Origin of the sequence: Streptomyces bluensis (genome assembly GCF_014650715.1) — a bacterium.
Lineage (GTDB): Bacteria > Actinomycetota > Actinomycetes > Streptomycetales > Streptomycetaceae > Streptomyces > Streptomyces bluensis.
Genome location: NZ_BMVM01000019.1, coordinates 45,188 through 62,266, shown reverse-complemented (window position 1 = coordinate 62,266; position 17,079 = coordinate 45,188). Strand labels below are relative to the sequence as shown.

The 17,079-nt window shown below is 68.5% G+C and carries 19 protein-coding genes, 1 tRNA gene and 1 pseudogene; 11 read left to right on the top strand and 10 right to left on the bottom strand.

Annotation, left to right across the window (positions count from 1 at the left end):
- Window positions 1–290: 290 nt before the first annotated feature.
- The 4 genes from IE262_RS32915 to IE262_RS32895 all read right to left on the bottom strand — a co-directional run bounded on the left by IE262_RS32915 (window position 291) and on the right by IE262_RS32895 (window position 5,133).
- Window positions 291–2,225, bottom strand: a complete 1,935-nt coding sequence (locus tag IE262_RS32915) for an NAD-binding protein (RefSeq protein ID WP_229877714.1) — start codon at window positions 2,223–2,225, stop codon at window positions 291–293.
- On the bottom strand, window positions 2,222–3,256 hold the full coding sequence (locus IE262_RS40390) for a CBS domain-containing protein (RefSeq protein WP_308432825.1): 1,035 nt from the start codon (window positions 3,254–3,256) through the stop codon (window positions 2,222–2,224). The genes IE262_RS32915 and IE262_RS40390 overlap by 4 nt, the downstream gene beginning before the upstream one ends.
- Window positions 3,257–3,526: 270 nt before the next feature.
- Window positions 3,527–4,807, bottom strand: coding sequence for a putative T7SS-secreted protein (locus IE262_RS32900; RefSeq protein WP_189878866.1), 1,281 nt, complete (start codon window positions 4,805–4,807; stop codon window positions 3,527–3,529).
- Window positions 4,807–5,133, bottom strand: coding sequence for a DUF6317 family protein (locus IE262_RS32895; protein ID WP_189878864.1), 327 nt, complete (start codon window positions 5,131–5,133; stop codon window positions 4,807–4,809). Before IE262_RS32895 ends, IE262_RS32900 begins: the two co-directional genes overlap by 1 nt.
- Before the next feature lie 157 nt (window positions 5,134–5,290).
- Between IE262_RS32895 and IE262_RS32890 the strand changes: the two genes are divergently transcribed.
- Complete coding sequence (locus IE262_RS32890) at window positions 5,291–5,929, top strand: hypothetical protein (protein ID WP_189878862.1); 639 nt, start codon at window positions 5,291–5,293, stop codon at window positions 5,927–5,929.
- A 302-nt stretch (window positions 5,930–6,231) separates the two neighbouring features.
- On the opposite strand, the gene IE262_RS40740 is transcribed toward IE262_RS32890, so the two are convergent.
- Entirely contained in the window at window positions 6,232–6,687 is a 456-nt protein-coding gene (locus IE262_RS40740) for a DUF7660 family protein (protein WP_444545236.1), read from the bottom strand.
- An 83-nt stretch (window positions 6,688–6,770) separates the two neighbouring features.
- On the opposite strand from IE262_RS40740, the gene IE262_RS32885 reads away from it, so the two are divergent.
- Entirely contained in the window at window positions 6,771–7,418 is a 648-nt protein-coding gene (locus IE262_RS32885; protein ID WP_189878860.1) for a hypothetical protein, read from the top strand.
- A 164-nt stretch (window positions 7,419–7,582) separates the two neighbouring features.
- Here IE262_RS32885 and IE262_RS32880 read toward each other — a convergent pair whose 3' ends face one another.
- Entirely contained in the window at window positions 7,583–8,047 is a 465-nt protein-coding gene (locus IE262_RS32880; RefSeq protein ID WP_229877712.1) for a GIY-YIG nuclease family protein, read from the bottom strand.
- An 807-nt stretch (window positions 8,048–8,854) separates the two neighbouring features.
- Between IE262_RS32880 and IE262_RS32875 the strand changes: the two genes are divergently transcribed.
- The 4 genes and pseudogenes from IE262_RS32875 to IE262_RS32860 all read left to right on the top strand — a co-directional run bounded on the left by IE262_RS32875 (window position 8,855) and on the right by IE262_RS32860 (window position 10,536).
- On the top strand, window positions 8,855–9,112 hold the full coding sequence (locus tag IE262_RS32875) for a hypothetical protein (protein ID WP_189878856.1): 258 nt from the start codon (window positions 8,855–8,857) through the stop codon (window positions 9,110–9,112).
- 486 nt (window positions 9,113–9,598) lie between these two features.
- A pseudogene (locus IE262_RS40265) lies at window positions 9,599–9,760 on the top strand (helix-turn-helix domain-containing protein); the annotation flags it as partial.
- Between the two features lie 102 nt (window positions 9,761–9,862).
- Window positions 9,863–10,141 (top strand): hypothetical protein, encoded by a 279-nt coding sequence (locus IE262_RS32865; RefSeq protein WP_189878966.1) that lies wholly within the window; start codon window positions 9,863–9,865, stop codon window positions 10,139–10,141.
- On the top strand, window positions 10,138–10,536 hold the full coding sequence (locus tag IE262_RS32860; protein ID WP_189878854.1) for a PIN domain-containing protein: 399 nt from the start codon (window positions 10,138–10,140) through the stop codon (window positions 10,534–10,536). Before IE262_RS32865 ends, IE262_RS32860 begins: the two co-directional genes overlap by 4 nt.
- A gap of 146 nt (window positions 10,537–10,682) precedes the next feature.
- On the opposite strand, the gene IE262_RS32855 is transcribed toward IE262_RS32860, so the two are convergent.
- Window positions 10,683–10,756 (bottom strand) — tRNA-Gly (locus IE262_RS32855).
- Window positions 10,757–11,381: 625 nt separating this feature from the next.
- Here IE262_RS32855 and dcd point away from each other — a divergent pair.
- The 3 genes from dcd (at window position 11,382) to IE262_RS32840 (ending at window position 13,361) form a co-directional block, all read left to right on the top strand.
- Entirely contained in the window at window positions 11,382–11,957 is a 576-nt protein-coding gene (gene dcd / locus IE262_RS32850; protein ID WP_134034377.1) for a dCTP deaminase, read from the top strand.
- An 8-nt stretch (window positions 11,958–11,965) separates the two neighbouring features.
- A complete protein-coding gene (locus IE262_RS32845; RefSeq protein WP_134034380.1) occupies window positions 11,966–12,463 on the top strand; it encodes a phosphoribosyltransferase in 498 nt (165 codons plus the stop codon).
- A 334-nt stretch (window positions 12,464–12,797) separates the two neighbouring features.
- Window positions 12,798–13,361, top strand: a complete 564-nt coding sequence (locus IE262_RS32840) for a DUF2690 domain-containing protein (RefSeq protein WP_189878851.1) — start codon at window positions 12,798–12,800, stop codon at window positions 13,359–13,361.
- 49 nt (window positions 13,362–13,410) lie between these two features.
- Here the strand turns inward: IE262_RS32840 and IE262_RS32835 are convergent, their stop codons facing one another.
- Both IE262_RS32835 and IE262_RS32830 read right to left on the bottom strand, forming a co-directional pair.
- On the bottom strand, window positions 13,411–14,433 hold the full coding sequence (locus IE262_RS32835) for a YIP1 family protein (protein WP_189878849.1): 1,023 nt from the start codon (window positions 14,431–14,433) through the stop codon (window positions 13,411–13,413).
- Between the two features lie 25 nt (window positions 14,434–14,458).
- A complete protein-coding gene (locus tag IE262_RS32830; protein ID WP_229877710.1) occupies window positions 14,459–15,922 on the bottom strand; it encodes an FG-GAP-like repeat-containing protein in 1,464 nt (487 codons plus the stop codon).
- A 226-nt stretch (window positions 15,923–16,148) separates the two neighbouring features.
- Between IE262_RS32830 and IE262_RS32825 the strand changes: the two genes are divergently transcribed.
- Both IE262_RS32825 and IE262_RS32820 read left to right on the top strand, forming a co-directional pair.
- Window positions 16,149–16,379 carry a hypothetical protein gene (locus tag IE262_RS32825; RefSeq protein ID WP_189878845.1) on the top strand — a complete coding sequence of 77 codons (231 nt, stop codon included), beginning with the start codon at window positions 16,149–16,151 and terminating at the stop codon, window positions 16,377–16,379.
- A 27-nt stretch (window positions 16,380–16,406) separates the two neighbouring features.
- Entirely contained in the window at window positions 16,407–16,571 is a 165-nt protein-coding gene (locus IE262_RS32820; protein WP_189878842.1) for a hypothetical protein, read from the top strand.
- Window positions 16,572–16,588: 17 nt separating this feature from the next.
- On the opposite strand, the gene IE262_RS32815 is transcribed toward IE262_RS32820, so the two are convergent.
- Window positions 16,589–16,978, bottom strand: coding sequence for an ATP-binding protein (locus tag IE262_RS32815; protein WP_189878840.1), 390 nt, complete (start codon window positions 16,976–16,978; stop codon window positions 16,589–16,591).
- Window positions 16,979–17,079 lie beyond the last annotated feature (101 nt).

The following is a 17,079-nucleotide window of genomic DNA, read 5'->3' as shown; positions in this document are numbered from 1 at the left end:
AACTCCCGTCTGCCTCGCGACGCCATGCACGTGCGCCGCTCCTTCTCCCACGGAGATCCATCAGAAGGGCCCTGGTGTGCTGTCCGGGGACGTTGGTGACGGGCGACACGCCTTGAGTGGTTCAGTGAATGCCGGGGAAGGCCCGCGCGCCGCCGTCAGGAGAACGGACTCGCCAAGGCGATGACTCCCAGGGCCAGGGGTGACCACACGGCGAACGGTGTGCCTCTGAGCCGACGGCCCGGATCCGTCTCCGAGGCTGGTCGCTGCCGGGGTGCTGCTCGGTGTCCGCTTCAGGGGTCGGGGGACCGCGTCCAGAGTCGTGGCTGCCGTCCGAGGAGCTCGGCCAGGCCCTGCCGGGTCGTGGCGAGGACCACCCGGTCCTGCGGGCGCAGAACGTACCCGGGGTGCGGCTCCCAGACGAGGCCGGCGGGTCGTTCGGTGTCGTCGTGGGCCGGGGTGGTGGCGAGGTCGGGGAGGCGGTCGTCGGGGGCGGCGGTGTCCAGGGCGAGGACGCGCCAGGCGCCGGGCCGGAAGGACTCGGCGACCGTGCGTCCCTCCAGCTGCGGGTGCCCGGCGACGTTCAGGGCCGCGAAGAGCAGGACACGCCGTTCGACGGGGATGGCGCCCAGGATCTGGCGGCCCATCATGGCGCCGGCGAAGGCGGGCGCGGCGAGGGTGGAGACGCTGCGGCTGCGGGTGAGGGCGTCGGGGTGGGCGGCGCGCAGCGTGCGGTGGACCGCGGTGGCGAAGTCGTCGTCGTACAGGCGGAGTGCTGTGCGCAGGTCGGGTTTGACCGAGCGGGCGTACAGGGTGGCTTCGAGGTTGGTGGTGTCGTTGCTGGTGAGGGCGAGCAGGGCATGAGCGCGGTGGATCTTGGCGGCTTCCAGCACGCCTTCCTGGGTGACGTCGCCGAGGACGGTCGGCACGCGCAGGCGGCGGGCGAGCGGGATGCCGCGTGCCTCGGGATCCTCCTCGACGCACACCATGGGGATGCCGAGTTCGTGCAGCCGGGCGAGGACGCGGGTGCCGATCTTGCCGAGGCCGAGCAGGACGACGTGGCCGGACAGACCGCGGGGCGGGCGGCGCAGCGCCGAGGCGGTGCGGAAGGTACCGAACGCCTCCAGGGCGGTGGCGAGCAGCACGGGCAGGAACAGCAGTCCGGCCAGACCGGCCAGGAGTTGGAGTACCTGACGGCTCGTGGGTTCGTCGAGGGCGGGGTCGTTGATGGCGAACAGGTCGAGCAGGGTGAGGTAGGCGGCGTGCAGCGGGTGACCGTCTATGGTCAGCCAGGTGGCGACCGCCAGAGCCAGCACGGAGAGCAGCAGCCCGGCCAGTGACCAGCGAAGCCGGGCCGGGAACAGGGAGCCGAACGGCAGACCCCGTCCGGCCAGACGGCCCGGCGGGGGAGTGGCGCCGGTGTGCGTGACGGTCTCCAGGACGACCGTGCCGCGTCCGGTGGCGGCGGCCACCGTCTCGTCGTCGGGCAGCAGAGTCGGACCTTCCCGGCCGCTGGCGTCCGAGCCCTCCGCACCGGCCGGGTCGTCGGTGGTCGACGACAGCAGGGCGAGTGTGCACAGGCCGGGGTCGGCCACCTCGCCCGCGGCCGGTGGTGTGCGTTCCACCGCGCGCAGCAGCAGCCCGTCTGCCTGGACGACTTTGCTCGTGCCCGCGACGGCGGTGGCCGCGAGGGCGGGGGCGGCGGTGTCCGCGTCCGACAGGACGGTGGTGGAGGTGTCCAGGGCCGCCGGGTCCAGCCCGGGGACGGCCAGGGCGGCGGCCTGGTCGAGGAGTTCCTCCAGGTGCTGGCCGAGCTTGCGGTTGTAGAGGCGGATGACCAGGCGCAGCCGGGGACTGAGCCGGCGGGCGGCGAGCGCGGCGCGGATGTTGGTCTCGTCGTCCTCATAAACCAGGGCCAGTGCGGCGGCCCCGTGCACCCCGGCCTCGGTCAGCACGCTCTCGTCCAGCTCGGGGGCTGCGAGCACGCGCGGTGCGTCCGGGCCGGTGTCCGTACGCCCGATCACGGACTGCATCCGGCCCAGCAGAGCCGAGGCACGTGCTCGCGCGACGTGGCCGGCCCGGGGCTCCGGCGGTACGACGAGGGTGACCCGCTCCTGGTACACCGTGGTGAGTTCACCGGCCAGCCGCTCGGCCAATGCGTCGTCACCGCACACGATCATGTGCCCTGATCGGGTAACCCGCCGCGCGGGCTGGGGGAACACCGTCATACGGGGCCTCCCCGCAGACCGGGACCCGGACGGGGCCCTGTGGACGTCCGGCCCCGACGGCCGGGAGCCCCCGGGGTGGCACGGGTGAGGGCCGGGCCGCGCTCAGCCGCGCCTGCGGCGACGCTCCTGCGGCTCTTCCGGCTGCTCATGCTCGGGGTGGGACTGTCGGGGGGTAGCCAGTCCGCGACGGTTGGACCGGCGATCTTCGTCGGTGCCTCGCCGTGGCCCCGCCCGTCGGACACGAGTCGTCCGACGAGGTGGGCGCAGGGCACGAGGGCGTACGGCGCGGTGTCGGTGTCGACGACCAACAGCGCGGGTAACCCGTGCAGGCTCAGCAGCCGGATCGCGACGGCGGCGTCCTCGTCGGTGGTGACGTACGGGTAGGGCTCGGCGAGGTCACGCGCCAACACGGTCGGCCGCCTCCCTGGCTGCGGGCGGCGTGGCGGTACGGGAGGGTACGCCCGCGAGGTTGTCGACGTGGAGGAGCCGTGCGATGGGGACGTCCGTGGAGCTGTGCGCGACGATCGAGAAGGCGATGCACACGGCGATGAGGGTGAACGCCTCCTCGCCCTGCGGGATACCGGCTCGCCCTGCGGGATACCGGCCTGGAGAACGAGCAGCCCGTACACCACCGACGCGAAGCCCTTGGGCCCGAACCAGGCGGCGACCAGCTTCTCCTGCCGGGTGAACCGGGTGCCGAGCAGCGACAGCAGCAGTGACGCCGGGCGGATCAGGACGATGGCCAGGACGACCGCCACGTATCCACCGAAGGACAGGTCACCGAACAGCTGCGGCGTCAGCAACGCGCCGAACGCGGCGAGGTAGGGGTGGATCCAGCCCAGGAAACCGTCGCTGAGGAGAGCGCCGCCGACCAGGAAGAGCAGCGACGTGGACAGCATCGTGCGGGCGGCGAGACCCGACAGCAGCACCGCGACCAGCAGCGCCACCCCGAAGACCACGACAAGCACCATGACCACGACCTCGATCGGCGAAGAGAGCTCTCCCAGACCGCCGACCAGACTTCCCGGCACACCAGGGGCACCGTACACGTTCTTTACGCGGCGTTGACAGGCTCATGGCGGGCAGCCGCGGAACCCCTACGTTGCCGGATCCCGGCACCACTGCACCGCCCGAGACGTGTTTCAGCAGCATGTATCACCCCCGTCGGGCATGGGGGCGGGCGCGGGCCCGGGTCAGGCCGATCTTCCACATGGCGGACCGCACCTGATCGTTGGGGTGCATGATGATCAGCCTTGCTGTGCGGGGAACCGACTGCCGGCGGCGGAAACGGAAGAGGTTGGTCAGCGGCTCGGGGCAGGCCCACGTGGCCGCCGACCAGACTTCCCGGCGCACGTGCGGGCAGCGTAGACGCCGCGTCGGGCGCTCGCCTGTGGGGCGGCCCAACTCGGACCGGCTCCTTCTTGCCGGGGACTGGCAGTGATCGTCTCCGCCGAGGAGACCACGTTCGCGGTCGCGTTGACACCGTTGAGGGCCCAGTCGCGCAGCTTGCTGGGGGCGGTGGCGACATCCACGGCCCTGTCCCAGTTGACGGCCTTCACTTCGCTGGCGAAGGAAGTGACCTTCGAACCCAGCGACATGGCTTCGCCGCTCTCCCTGGCAACCGCTGCCGCCAGACCCACCTCGCTTCCCGCCCGGGCCAGGATGCCGACTCCGGGTACGACGCCCAGGGTGTCGCCGACGACGGAACCCCATGCGGTCAGACCCGCTTTCCACCCGTGCTCACCCATGAGCGAGTCCCTGAAGTCCTCGCTCGCGAGATTCTTGCTCAGCGCGGCGGCGCTGGCCACGATGGCGATGGCGGCGAAGGCGGGGGCGAGGGGGGTCGGGAAGAGCGCGAGGAGGCCGGCGATGGCGCCGATGGTTCCGGCGTGGTCCAGAAGGAACTGTCCTACCGCTTTGAGGCCCTCCCCGATGGCCTCAAGGGTTTTGCCGAACCACCCCGGTTCCTTGGGCGCCAGCTTGTCGTCCGCCTCGTCGAGCTTCTTGGCGACGGCTTCGGCCTTCTCCTTGTTCTCGCTTTCAAGGGTGCGGGCCTTGGTGAGGACGTCCTCGTACGCCTGGTTGGCGTTGTTGAGCTGGGTGGCCGCCTCGTTCAGCGAGCGCTCGGCCGCACGCAGGCGCGCTGTCGCGGCGTCGGCCTCTTGCTGACTGGGAAACTCCTTGCCGGCTTGGAGGTCGGGGTGCTTGGCAGCCTCGTCATGGTGCTGCTTTGCCTTCTCGGCGGCGGACTTCTTCTCGCCGGCTTCCTCGTCGTACTTCTTCGCGAGGTCGCGGTGGGAGGAGAGGTCGCCGTTCCAGCCATCCAGCGACGCCGCGGCTTTGTCGAGCGAACGCGCCGCGTTCATCATGTACTTCGGCAGTTCGCCGTCGAGTGCATCCCGGAAGGCGTCCGCCGCGTCACCCTCCCAGTGCGCGCTCTCCCCCAGCAGTCTTTCGATCTGGCGGTGGGAGCTGTCCAGCGCGTTCGCCGCGGCCTTCACCTTCTGCTGCAGCGCGGCGACCTCAGCGGGGATGCCGGGGACCGGATTCCAGCCGAGATTCGGATACGGGTTCGTAGCCATCAGTTCTTCCCCCTGTCACCCGAAGTAGCCGAATCTGCCATCTGCTTCAGGGTTTTCTCAAGGTTCTCCTCGAATTCCTGATAGCTCAGCTTGTTGGACTTCACGCCCTCACTGATGCTGCCGATGAGCTCGCTCAACTGTTCGGACCCGTACTTCCATCTCTCCTGGAACGTGTCGCAGGCCTCGTCCAGTCGGGCAGTGCCGACCTCCTCGCTGCGGACGTGCGAAAGCGCCTTACGGGCCTCGTCGAGGTCCTTCGTCGCCTGCTGGAGCGACTTGACGAATCGGTCCAACTGATCGATGTCGACCTTGAAATGGTCCCCCACCTGGTACCCCCCATAGCGGCGGAAGAAGAGAATTGCGGGCAGTGCGGACAGGCGGGCTTCCCTTGTGCTGCCCGGCCGGGCGGCAGCTTATATACCAGTAGAGTGGTGTGTCGATCGCGGTCTCCTGGGCTTTCGAATCCACATACGAGGAGAAATTGTGAAAGACAGCGATGCGGGCCTTCCCTTCGACAGACTCGGCACGCAGGCCGATGGAGGCCCTGCCGATGCGCATGCCCCTCTACATAAATGTGCTTTCGACCACCCTGAGACCCGGGTGGCATGGGAGCAGGCCCGGAGGAAAGTGAAGAGAGGGCGCTGGATCTGGCACTTCTTGTATGCCCTCTCTTGGGTGGCGTACTTCGTGCTCTTTGGGAATCTCTCAAGCGAAAATGCCAAGGAACGGGCTGCCGGCGGCATCGTCCTGGTGTCATTTGTCTATCTGACTCTTCTCTACCTGCGCCGCGACGTAATGGCTTCCCTGAAGCGCATCCGGCGTGTGCTCGAGCAGCATCCGTGGCAGCTGATCTCCGCGGCGCACCGGCCCGACGGTGTCAAGGACGTCATGGGCGTGCCCGTCCAACTGCGATACCACGAAGGCGAGGAGTTGACCGGTCTCATGTCCGCGCGGAATCCGCTTCGCCGACGTCACTGGCCCGAGGAACTTGAGCACGGTGCTTGGTACGCCGGTCAGGTCTGGCAGGCAGGAGGCGCCAGGACGCGTGGATTCGGTGTCCTCGCAGTCCCGGGTGGCGGCGAGCTCATGGAGGTGTCGCGAGAGACGGCGGTGCGCCGGTAAGCAGGGGAGAGCCGTGTTCGCCGTTTTGGTCGCATTGGGCGCGAAGGGGTGCCGAACGTGAGGGGAGTACGGCACTTGCGGATCACGGAGCTGTCTGCGCTTCAAGATCCGCAAGGTCACCGTGCTCATCGCGCCAACCATCCGCTACACCTCGTGCGCTGACCGCGGCGCCCTCACATGCTCCTGCCGGGACGGTGAAGGTGCCGCCGACTGCCCGATACGCCTGCTGCACGCAGAGGGGCGCGCCAGCCTCAATTCAGTCTGGACAAAAACAAACCCCAAGCCGTTGACCTGGGGTTTCATCATGGAGCGGGTGACGAGAATCGAACTCGCGCTCTCAGCTTGGGTCTTTGGGAGGCGGTAACTGTTCTGACCTGCGGGGGATCTGAAGGGGAGTCCGAGTAGTTGCCAACTTGCCCCCGGTGTTTCCCGCGGTTCCCCGTGAGATCTGGCACGCATCTGGCACGTCCGTCCGGTGCTTCGTCTGACGTTGGCCAAGCGTGCGAGTCATACTCGTACACTGTCGCCGCCCGTAGGGCCCGGGCAAAGAAGCTCCAGTCGCCGTTGGCGGGCAACTCGCGGCCGACGTTGCTGTACCAGCCGTCCGCGTCGTCGATCCAAGTAGCAAGGGCCTCCAGGAACCCCGCGAGATCCTGGTTCTCCCACGAGTCGCCCTCCTCAGCTTGACTGCGGAGCAGTGCCCGGACAAAGCACGCAAGATCTTCTCTGCTGCTGACGTGGTCAGGGGACGCGGTCATGCGCGGCACCCTACTTGGCCCACATTCAACTGGGCCGGAGATTGTTCAAGCCCCCGAGCGGCCACGCACCTACGATGCAGGTCATGGGGACGTCCGATTCCGCACCACTCATACGCGCCTGTTGGCTCTCATGGCTCGCAGTTCAGACCCTGGATCAGGCAAAGGTGTTGAAGGCCCTCGGCTTGACGGAGGTACGGGAGACAGCCTGGACCGACGGCGTGGCACTCATCGACGAGGTGGCACACGACGAGGAGGAGCCGTTCGCCACAGTCGTCGTCACTCCTCCGATGCAGGGGTGGACCCTGGTCGTCGGGCCATACTTCGGCCTGCCTTATCCGCAGCAGACCAGGCATATCACTGACCTGTGCCAGGAGTTGAGCGCGCACTTCGGCAGGGCCCAGCTCTTTTTCCACAGTGAGCAGAACGACGGGGAGGCGTGGCTGATCGCCGAACGAGGACGGATCCTCAGGCGGTGGATCAGCGAGTACCCCGCGCTCCCCCTAGGAGAACCGTTCGGAGTCGAGCGACGACTCCTCGACGCGTACGGCATCACAGGCAAGCCCGAGGATCTCGACCCCAACAGCGACCTTGCCGGCGACTGGGCGGCGACCTGGGGAGATTGCTGGGCGACAACGGTCGCAGAGGAATCCAGCATCAACCCCACCACGGCCGCCGCCGATACGGGCTCAAGCAGCAGCATGTTGGTGGCAGCCGCTCCGGCTCTCGGGTAGGCGTGCCGCCTGCTACCGATCAGCTTGCCGCCCGACCACCGCTTTAGGAGTTCGATCACGCTGCGGTGCGGCGTGCTGAAACAGAGCTCGGTGGTCGCTCGTCGATCCGGCTGCGGTTGCTTCGGTGCGCCATTGTTCGCCGCCGTTGATGTCAGTCCGACGGTCTATGCGCTGATGGACAACTCGCGTGCCCGCTGACGGGCTTGGGCTCGCAGTTCCTTGAGTCGGCCGTGGAAGGCGTTGTGGCGGTTCTGGTCGAGGTTCAACGGCAGGTCGAGTTGAGAGATGAGCTCCGACTCCATGCTCCACGGTTCGCCATGCTCGATCCAGCACACTCGGGCGTTCTCCGCCATCCACTGGCTGAGGGTGGCTTCCCCGGCCTTGCCGAAGGTCATGCGCTTGCCGCTGCCCACGCGGCGAAGCTCAAGTCCGAGCAGGCAACCGAGAGTGAGCCGCAGCGTCGAACCGGCTGCGTTGCCTCGGTAGTGGTACCGCACACGCTTCCTCAGGTTCTGCGTGCTGGTCCGGTTCGCCATGTAGCGCGGGGCTATGCCGACGTAGAGCAGGCGCCCGGTGGCCAGGTCCTGGTGGGGTGCCTGCTCGAAGTGCCATCCGTAGACCCCTGCCATCGCTGGAACGGGGCTCGGACGCGCCAAGACCTCCTGCGCCGACCACAGTCGGCCGGGACTGGTGAGAGCAGTAGCTTCCATGAGGCCTCCAAGCGCGCCACGGCGGACGGTCGCCAGGCTACTGGCTGACGCTGACAGCTCCTCGTGGTCTCCTGGCTGCGCGGGCCATCAGCTTGGGAAGCTGCGGGCATTTGGGGCTGCTTGGGGCGTTGACCAGGGCGAACGGCACGGGCGCGGCCTGGCTGAGCTCCTCTGCTCTCACCGTGATTCCCCGGCGTTCCCCGCTCAATCTGGTGCGGTTGTGGTGCGCAGCCAGGTGGTGCAGAGGCTGGGTCAGTGGGTATCGAGTCCCTGGGCCTTATGCCGCACGGCTCTCGATCGTGTCAATCTGTTGAACTCACCGGACACCGTCGCGTAGGGGATGAGCGCGTGCCTGAGCAATCCGCAGAGCATCAGGAAGACCCTCATGTTGAGAACCGTCTGTCAGGCGAGGCGCAGGTATACGGGCCAGTGATCCAGACGGGAGCGTTTCACGGAAATATCACTGTGCACGCCAGGGATACGGAACAACCAGCCGTACCCGTGCTGACGTCCGTCGAATGCTTCCGCACTAGCAACACTGTGTTCCAGCGGGAGGGCTCCGAGAGCATGTGGAGTCCAGGAGTTGGGGTGAGGGTGCTGGTGGAATCCGTGTCTCGGCAGGCCGTGGTGTTGAAGAGGATGCGTCCCGTAGTGGTGTCTCGCAAGCCTCCGCGTCCAGCTTACATAGTTGGCGAGATCATGGGCGTCCTAGAGGTGCGAGGGTTCATGACTGACCTGGACGCAGATGACCCGGTTCTCGTGCCGCGAGGTTTCACCGCACCGAACTTCCCTTTCACTGTAACGAGCAGCGACCCGGAACTGTTCGAGGTGTTCCCAAGCTCGTCCTTCGAAGTTGAATGGCGCCTCGAATTGGAGTGGACGAGCGCGGGCCGCAGCGGCACGCTGGTTATCGAGGGAGATGGTCGGCCATTCCGCTGCCTGCCGGAGCCTCCTGATGAGGGCGGCCTGTTGAGCCGAGGCTAACGGCCAGCCGGTGCAACGTAGGTCGGTGGAGCGGCTTTGGGGTGGCGCTGCTTTGGGGCGAGTGATCATGGCCCCGTAAGCTTCCGGCGCGTCGGGCAGTCTTTGGACCTGCCCGGTAAAGCACGACGTTGGGGCCATGATCTTCGAGGCTCGCGCCAAAGTGGCTGCCTAAAGCCGTGGAGCCGACCGCCCCAGCCACGACGCACCCCTTCTCTGAGCTAGGCGGCTGATTGCTGTGCGCGGCACGGGCGGCGGCCGGGCTGGAGCGGGGCGGAGACAGGAGCGGCGGCCCGGCCGGGGGCCGGGCCGCGCGCGGTGAGCGGAGCGAGCCGCCTTGAACCCGTAGAGAAAGTTGTAACTCAGTCGGCGGTGCGGGGCTGTCCGGTCCCGGTAGATGCTTGACACTTCGGTCCCAGTTGATGGTTGACAGTGGCCGTGTTCGGCTTTTCTGTGCGCGTCGTTGCGGCGTGTGTGGGGAGGCCGGGATTGGCGCTGGTGGAGTTGTCGGTTGTTGAGCAGAGATACCGGGTTGTACTGGCGGTGCTGGCGGGTTCGACGGTGACGGAGGTCGCCGCCCAGCTGGGTGTGTGCTGGCGGACGGTCAGTGGGTGGGAGTCGCGGTATGCGGCCTCGGGTCGGCGGAGCCTTCGCGTGGGCCGATCACCGGTTCGTACGGGGTCTGTGTCGGGTGGATGCGGTGGGCTCCTGCCGAGCGGCCCACTATGGCATTTCTTATGCCATAGTGGGCTCATGGATGAGGACACGGACTTCCCGCCCGGCGACGGTCCCAGCAGCGGCATTTCCGTCTCGTTGACCGCCGGTACCTTGCACGCGATCCGTGAGCGGGTCGGCAAGCGAGGTGTGTCGGCGTATCTGGAGAGGGCTGCGCAACGGCAGATCGAGCGAGACAACCTTGACGAGCTGATCGCGGGCTTCGAGGAGGTTCACGGGCCGGCCGACCCGGAGGCCGTTGAAGCGAAGCGTGCCCGGCTCACCGGAGGTGCGCCGGGAAAGGGAGCCGCTGCATGAGCGGTGCTCTGGTCCTGGACAGTGAGGGACTGGCGAAGGCCGTGCAGCGGGATCGGGAGGTGCACGAGTGGCTGACGGCAGCCCGTGACGCGGACCTCCCGGTCGTCACCTCGGCTGCGGTGCTGGTCGAGGTGATCCATCCGAGGATCAACGATGCTGCGTTGCGGTGGACGCTCTCGCGCCTGCGAGTGGAGCCGGTGACCCAGGCTCTCGCCCAGTCCGCCGCCGCTCTGCTGCGCGGAGCCGGGTTGCACGGCCACAAGTACGCCATCGACGCCATGCTGTGCGCGACCGCGCTGCAGCATCCGGGCCGAGTGACGATCCTGACCTCTGACGTCGAAGACATCGGCTTGCTTGCCGCTGAGCATCCGCGAGTGTTGGCCGAGAAGATCTGATCTCGTTGTGTCAGCGCGGTGTTTCGGGGCGTTCCCTGCACGTTCTCCTTGGTCGTTATGGTGCGGACCTGGCGCACTTCTGGCACGTGGCGTGCAGTTGCTGTACGCAACAACAAGGCCCAGGTCTCTGACCTGGGCCTCAATCATGGAGCGGGTGACGAGAATCGAACTCGCGCTCTCAGCTTGGGAAGCTGATGTTCTACCATTAAACTACACCCGCGTAAGACGCCGACCGGAGCTGACCGGAGCCGGTGTCGGAACGCTCGGTCACTCTACCTCATGTCGGGCCCCCGGTGCTGAAGCCGAGGGGTCCGTCAGTGTTTCGTGGGGGTGGACGGGGCTGCGCCCGGCGGGAGTTGGGGCGTACGGTGGGGGCGGGGAAGAGGGTCTGTGCGCGGTCGGGGTGCCGCCTGGAGGGCCGTCCCATTCATCCCGTAATGTGGCTTTCGTCGTCAGGGCAGTGAGCCCGACGCGGCTCTTGGGGAAGGGACTCTTGGACTTGATGGAACGCACCGTCGTCCGTTGTGCCGATGGGCACGTGTTCAGTACCGCTTCGTTCCCGATGCAGCAGGCCGAGCGACTCGGCCCCGGCCGGCTGATCCGCTGTCCGCGGTGTGCCCGGCTTCGCAGTGTCGTACCTGTGACGCTTGAGAAGCGATAGCCGGTAGCCGGCGGTAGGTCGCGTAAGTCGTGCAGGCCGTGCAGGTCGCGGTTCGACGGTGAGCCGGGGCTGGGCGGCACGCGGTGGCCTGGCTGTATGCGGTGGCGCAGTAGCAGAAGGAGTGAGCAGGCGCGCGGGTCGTCCTCGTTGTGGGCGGTCCGCGCGTCTTGCGTATCCTCGGGGCGTGCTTCTCTCAGACAAGGACATCCGGGCCGAGATCGACGCCGGCCGGGTGCGGATCGATCCGTACGACGAAACCATGGTGCAGCCGTCGAGCGTCGACGTGCGGCTCGATCGCTACTTCCGGGTGTTCGAGAACCACCGGTACCCGCACATCGATCCGTCCATCGAGCAGGCGGATCTGACCAGGCTGGTCGAGCCGGAGGGGGATGAGCCGTTCATCCTGCACCCCGGGGAGTTCGTGCTCGCCAGTACCTATGAGGTCATCAGCCTCCCCGATGATCTTGCCTCCAGGCTGGAAGGGAAGAGTTCTCTCGGGCGGCTCGGGCTCGTCACCCACTCCACCGCCGGGTTCATCGATCCCGGGTTCTCCGGGCACGTGACCCTTGAGCTCTCCAACCTCGCCACCCTGCCGATCAAGCTCTGGCCGGGCATGAAGATCGGGCAGCTGTGCATGTTCCGGCTCAGCTCTCCGGCCGAGTCCCCGTACGGGAGTGAGCGGTACGGGTCCCGGTACCAGGGGCAGCGTGGGCCCACCGCGTCCCGGTCCTACCTCAATTTCCATCGGACGCAGGTGTGAGCGGCGACATGAGCGACGCCCGCGAGAACCTCAGCTACGAGCGCTTCGGTACCGCCGTCCGTGAGCTCGCCCAGGCCATCGCCGACGACGGCTACGAGCCCGACGTCATCCTCTCCATCGCCCGCGGGGGTGTCTTCGTCGCCGGTGGGCTGGCCTACGCGCTCGACTGCAAGAACATCCATCTCGTGAACGTCGAGTTCTACACAGGGGTGGGCCAGACCCTTGACATGCCTGTGATGCTGGCGCCCGTCCCGAACGCGATCGATTTCACCGACAAGAAGGTGCTCATCGCCGACGATGTCGCCGATACGGGGAGGACGCTGAAGCTCGTGTACGACTTCTGTCTCGAAACCGTCGCCGAGGTGCGTTCCGCGGTGATCTACGAGAAGCCGCAGAGCCTCGTGAAGTGTGAGTACGTCTGGAGGCGTACGGATCGCTGGGTGAACTTCCCGTGGAGCGTCGAGCCGCCTGTGGTGAAGCGGGCGGGGCAGGTGCTCGACGCGTAGCTCGTGCCCTCTCATGCCCTCTCGTGGCACCAACCCGCCCTGAATGTACAGGTGTTGGGAGAAATGGCAAGGATGTCGTAGGGGCGTGCGTGGTGTGCGAAGGGGGTGGGAAAGGGCCCAACCGCATGGAGCACCGGTGCGCCGTTGCGCCGGTGCGGGACGCCTGCGGAGGGCGAGCGGGCAGGAGAAGGGGGAGACGGAGATGGTGGACAGGGCGGGTGGTCCGTTACCGGACTCGGGCGGTCCGTTACCGGACTCGGGTGCTCCACCAGAGGGGTCGGGCGGGGGTGCTGATGGGTCCCGTGGGGGACGCCTGGGACGCGTCGTCGCGTGGGTGCGTGGGCATGGGCCGCAGACGATCATCGGGTCCGTCTTCGTCACCGTCGTCGGGGCCGTGGTGTCCGTGCTGCTGACCGCGGTGGTCGGCGACGGCGGCTCGGAGGGCGGCACGGGAGGCGCCACGGGCACGGGTGCCCTGGGCACCGCCGGCGCGTCGTCGGCGCCCAGGTGTTCGGGTTCGGGGTGTGACGGGCTCGACCCCAAGGCGACCGGGTGCGGGGCCGGGGCCAGGACCCTGGAGTACGGCATGACGGGCACCATGCGTCTGGAGATCCGGTACAGCTCGGTGTGCCGTACGGTCTGGGGCAAGCTGACGGGCGCGGAGGTCGGGGACACCGTCGAGATACAGGTCTCACCGACTCGGCGGCAGGTCGACGCGGTCCAGACCAATCATGACAAGTACACGCCGATGCTGTCCCTGCCGAGGGCAGCACAGGATTTCACGGTCCAGGCGACCGCTGTTGCCGTCAATCCGAAGAAGCGCGAGGTCAAGCAGGGGGACGAGCTGACGGTGAGCGTCGACTCCACGGACCTGCCCACGGACGGTCGCGCTTCCTGAAGCCGGAGTGCGCGCTCCCGCGCACCCGAGCATCCAGGCGTGCGTAGTTCTAGAACGTCCCCAGCTTGATGATCGACAGGATCGCGATCAGCTGGATCGCCGACGCGCCCAGTGCCTTCGGCCACGGCAGGTCGTGGGACTTGGAGACCATCAGGGTCAGCAGGGCGCCCGCGGCGACCCAGGTGGCCCAGCCGAGGAGCTGGACGAAGGGGGCGTCGCCGCCGGCGAACATGGCGACCACCAGGCGCGGTCCGTCCGTGATGGACATGATCAGCATGGACAGGCCGACCGTGGGCTGCCAGGCGCCGTCGCCGCCGAGCTGGCGGGCCAGGGTGTGGGTCACCACGCCCAGGATGAACGTGCTCACGACCATGGCGATCGCTGTCGTCAGGACGATGGGGATCGCGTTCGACAGCTTCGCGTTGATTGCGTCCGCGCGGGCGCCGTCGAAGCCGAAGACGGCCAGCAGGCCGTAGAGGAGGGTGACGATGAGGGCCGGGCCCCACATCGTGTAGTCGCGCATGACGAGGAAGGTCTGGTTCGGCGACATCACGATGCCGCGCAGCAGTTCCTTCCAGCGCAGGCGCGGGCCCGCCGCCGGGGGCGGGGCCTGGCCCGCGCGGTAGGGGGCGCTCTGGTGGTACGGGTCCTCGCCGACGGAGAACGCCTGGGTGTGGCCCGGGTTGTTGGCCGCGTACGGGTCGTGGCCGTGGCCCGGGGCCTGCGGGGCAGGGTAGCCGTGGCCGCCGCCGTCGCCGAAGTACTCCGGCTCGCCGTGGTGCCCGCCGTTCGCCTGCGGCCAGCCCGACTGGCCGCCGGGGCCGCCCTGGGCGCCGTACGGCTGACCCCCGCCGTGCGGAGGTCGCTGCGGCGCCTGTGGGTAGCCGTACGACGGGCCTCCCTGTGGGGCCTGCTGTCCGTACGGGGCGTTGTGCGGTCGCGCTTGAGGAGCGCCGTTGTTCCGGCCGCGTCCGATCCTGAATCCAGCCACGCCTTCGAACGTACCTGGTCCCGGGGTGTGACGTGGCGCGCACCGAGGAACGGGGACACCTTTGCGGCCGAGCTGTGACATCCCCTAAGGGACTGTCAGAAGTGACTCAGTGACTACTCAGGGTTCTGCCGTACGAGAGTGCCGTTGACGGGGAGGGGAGGCCCAGGCGGGTCGGGGTGATGGCGGAGGAGCCAGTGGGCGACAGGGCCGGCAGGAGCCAGACTCCGCCCGACTTCTCGTTCTCGCCGGGGGTGCCGATCGCCGCGTCCGGGGTGCCGTCGTGATCGTAGTCGCCTGTCGCCACGGCCGTGCCGAAGGCGTCGCCCGTCTCCGCGATGCCCGGGACGCCGGGGGTGTTCTGGTTGTACGCCGCTGTGGTCGCCTCGCCGGACTGGTCGACGAGGCCGCTCGCCGAGCCCAGCAGCAGTGTTGCCGCGCCGGCGCCCGCGCGCGTGCCGATCGCCTCGCCGGGGGCGCCCGCGATCAGGTCGTCGCGGCCGTCGCCGTTCCAGTCCAGTACGGCCAGCGAGGCGCCGAAGCGGTCGCCGGCCTCGGCGCGGCCGTACACGCCGGGCGTGTCCTGGTTGAGGGTCTGCTCCCGCGCGCTGAAGCGCGTGGCGTCGCCGTAGTGGAGGTGGATGCCGCCGCCCTTCGCGTACTCCTCGGGGCCGCACGGGTCGTCGATGTTCTCGTCGGCGATCTCCCGGCACTCGCCGAGGGCCAGGTCGTCGTGGCCGTCGCCGTCGAAGTCGCCGGAGGCGAGAGCCGTGACGCCGGCGTTGTCGGTGTTCCAGATGTTGAGGAGGCGGGATTCGGAGGGCTCCCAGCTCCACAGGCGGACGTGCGACTGGGTGTAGGGCTGGTTCCTCGTCCAGTACGCCACCGCCAGGTCCGCCGTGCCGTCGTTGTCGAAGTCGCCGGTGGCGAGGGCGGGGGCGCGGCCGCCCATGGGGGAGGTGACGACGGTGGAGCGGGGCCCGCTGTTCGGTGCCAGCACCACCGTGTCCGTCGCGCCGATCGCCAGGTCTGTCGCGCCGTCGCCCGTCAGGTCGGCCGCGGTGACGGACTTCCCGTACGCCGCCGATGCCGACGGGCCGTTGGCCACCGTACGACCCGCCGTGCTCAGGCCGCCCTTCCCGCCCCGCAGGACGGCGACCGTGCCCGCGTCCGTGCCGGAGCCGGTGACGTCCTCGCCGGGGGTGCCGATCACCAGGTCCGCCACGCCGTCGCCGTCCACGTCGGCCACGGCCACGGCGGCGCCGAAGCGGTCGCCCGTCTCCGGGGTGCCGGGGACGCCGGGCCGGGCCTGGCTGACGCGCGTGCTGCCGTGCGCGCCGGGGCCCTTCGGGCCGCCCCAGACGACGTTGACGTAACCCGCCTTGGTTCTGCCGTCGACCGTGGCGTCGGGGACGCCGACGGCCAGGTCCGCGTAGCCGTCCGCGTTGAGGTCGCTGACTGTGGGCGCGGGGGCGGCGGCCGTGGCCGTCGGGACGCTCGGGGCGAGGGTCAGGGTGGCGGTGGCCGCCGCTACGACGGTGGCGGCGGCCAAGGCGTGGGTCCGTATGCGCACGTGGGCTCCAGGGGCTTCAAGTGGAAGGGTGAGTCCGGCGGTTCCGTGAGTCCGGCGGTTCCGTGAGTCCGGCGGTTCCGTTCGGTTCACCTGTGTGACATCTGGAGGTTGTGCGGGGTTGTGCGGGCGGCGGGGCTGCGGGTGTGATCTCCAGCGATGAGTCGCCGCATCCCTGGCCTGCACCGGCGAGGGTTGATGAGCCACAAGACCGGCGAGAATACGTTGCATGGCCGTCTTTTGGGTTGTCCCCACCCGGGATTGGCGGGGCGCGGCGGGCAAGAGCACCTTCCTTTTCGGCGTCCTCCACTTCACGGCGCTCGTCGGGTTCGGGATGGCCGCCCCTGATCCGCAGCACGCCCTCTGGTGGTCCGCCCTGCTGTATGCGGCGTTCGGCTGGCTGTCCGGTGGATGGGTGGTGCTGGACCTGAGAGGGATTCGTCGGCTGCCCAGGTCATAGCGAACCCGGGTCCTGAAGCTCGTGCTCATGGCACCCGCCGCCGGGCTGGGCCTCTGGGTCAACCCGGTTGCCGGATGGGATGTGTCGCAGGTGAGCATCCTCGCGGCTCAGGTGCCTCTCTGGGCGCCGATCGCTGCCCAGGGGCTGTGCGTTGGTGTGGCCAGCTGGTATTTCTTCCGGGACTTCAGCTAGGCCGACAGGGCGGGAGTTCAGCGGTCACAACTGAGCTCGCACCAGACGTACTTGCCGCCGGAGCCGTTGACCTTGAACCAGCCCCAGTCGTCGGCGTACGCGTCGACGACGTTGAGGCCGCGTCCGTGCTCGTCGCAGAGGGCCGCGGGTGACGTGGCCGGGGGCGCGGAGTCCGTGTCCCAGGCGCCCAGGCGGAACGAGGGCCCCGACCGTCTGATCTTGAGGGCGGCCGGCCCCGCGGTGTGCCGGACGGCGTTGGAGAGGAGCTCGGAGGCGAGGAGCTCCGCGGGTTCGATGAGGGCGGGGAGGTCGTGGGCGGTGAGGATGTCGCGGAGGGTACGGCGGCTGATGCGGATGGCTCGGGGGTCGTTGGGGATGCAGAGGGTGTACTCCCAGGGGGGTGGCATGGGGGTCTCCTGGTGGCTGTGAGGGGGTTCCGGCGGTGGCTCCGTCGCGCCACGTGGCAGGGTGAGGCGATGCACTTCCGCACCGGAGAGTGGTCGTTGCG

Bases quoted from the DNA above. Each gene is read 5' to 3' on its own strand.
- IE262_RS32825 (WP_189878845.1), top strand. From the start codon at position 16,149: ATGGCCGTCTTTTGGGTTGTCCCCACCCGGGATTGGCGGGGCGCGGCG.
- IE262_RS32835 (WP_189878849.1), bottom strand. From the start codon at position 14,433: ATGTCACAGCTCGGCCGCAAAGGTGTCCCCGTTCCTCGGTGCGCGCCA.
- IE262_RS32885 (WP_189878860.1), top strand. From the start codon at position 6,771: ATGGGGACGTCCGATTCCGCACCACTCATACGCGCCTGTTGGCTCTCA.
- IE262_RS40740 (WP_444545236.1), bottom strand. From the start codon at position 6,687: ATGACCGCGTCCCCTGACCACGTCAGCAGCAGAGAAGATCTTGCGTGC.
- IE262_RS32815 (WP_189878840.1), bottom strand. From the start codon at position 16,978: ATGCCACCCCCCTGGGAGTACACCCTCTGCATCCCCAACGACCCCCGA.
- IE262_RS32845 (WP_134034380.1), top strand. From the start codon at position 11,966: ATGAGCGACGCCCGCGAGAACCTCAGCTACGAGCGCTTCGGTACCGCC.
- IE262_RS32875 (WP_189878856.1), top strand. From the start codon at position 8,855: ATGACTGACCTGGACGCAGATGACCCGGTTCTCGTGCCGCGAGGTTTC.
- IE262_RS32865 (WP_189878966.1), top strand. From the start codon at position 9,863: ATGGATGAGGACACGGACTTCCCGCCCGGCGACGGTCCCAGCAGCGGC.
- IE262_RS32880 (WP_229877712.1), bottom strand. From the start codon at position 8,047: ATGGCAGGGGTCTACGGATGGCACTTCGAGCAGGCACCCCACCAGGAC.
- IE262_RS32820 (WP_189878842.1), top strand. From the start codon at position 16,407: ATGGCACCCGCCGCCGGGCTGGGCCTCTGGGTCAACCCGGTTGCCGGA.
- IE262_RS32860 (WP_189878854.1), top strand. From the start codon at position 10,138: ATGAGCGGTGCTCTGGTCCTGGACAGTGAGGGACTGGCGAAGGCCGTG.
- IE262_RS32915 (WP_229877714.1), bottom strand. From the start codon at position 2,225: ATGACGGTGTTCCCCCAGCCCGCGCGGCGGGTTACCCGATCAGGGCAC.
- IE262_RS32900 (WP_189878866.1), bottom strand. From the start codon at position 4,807: ATGGCTACGAACCCGTATCCGAATCTCGGCTGGAATCCGGTCCCCGGC.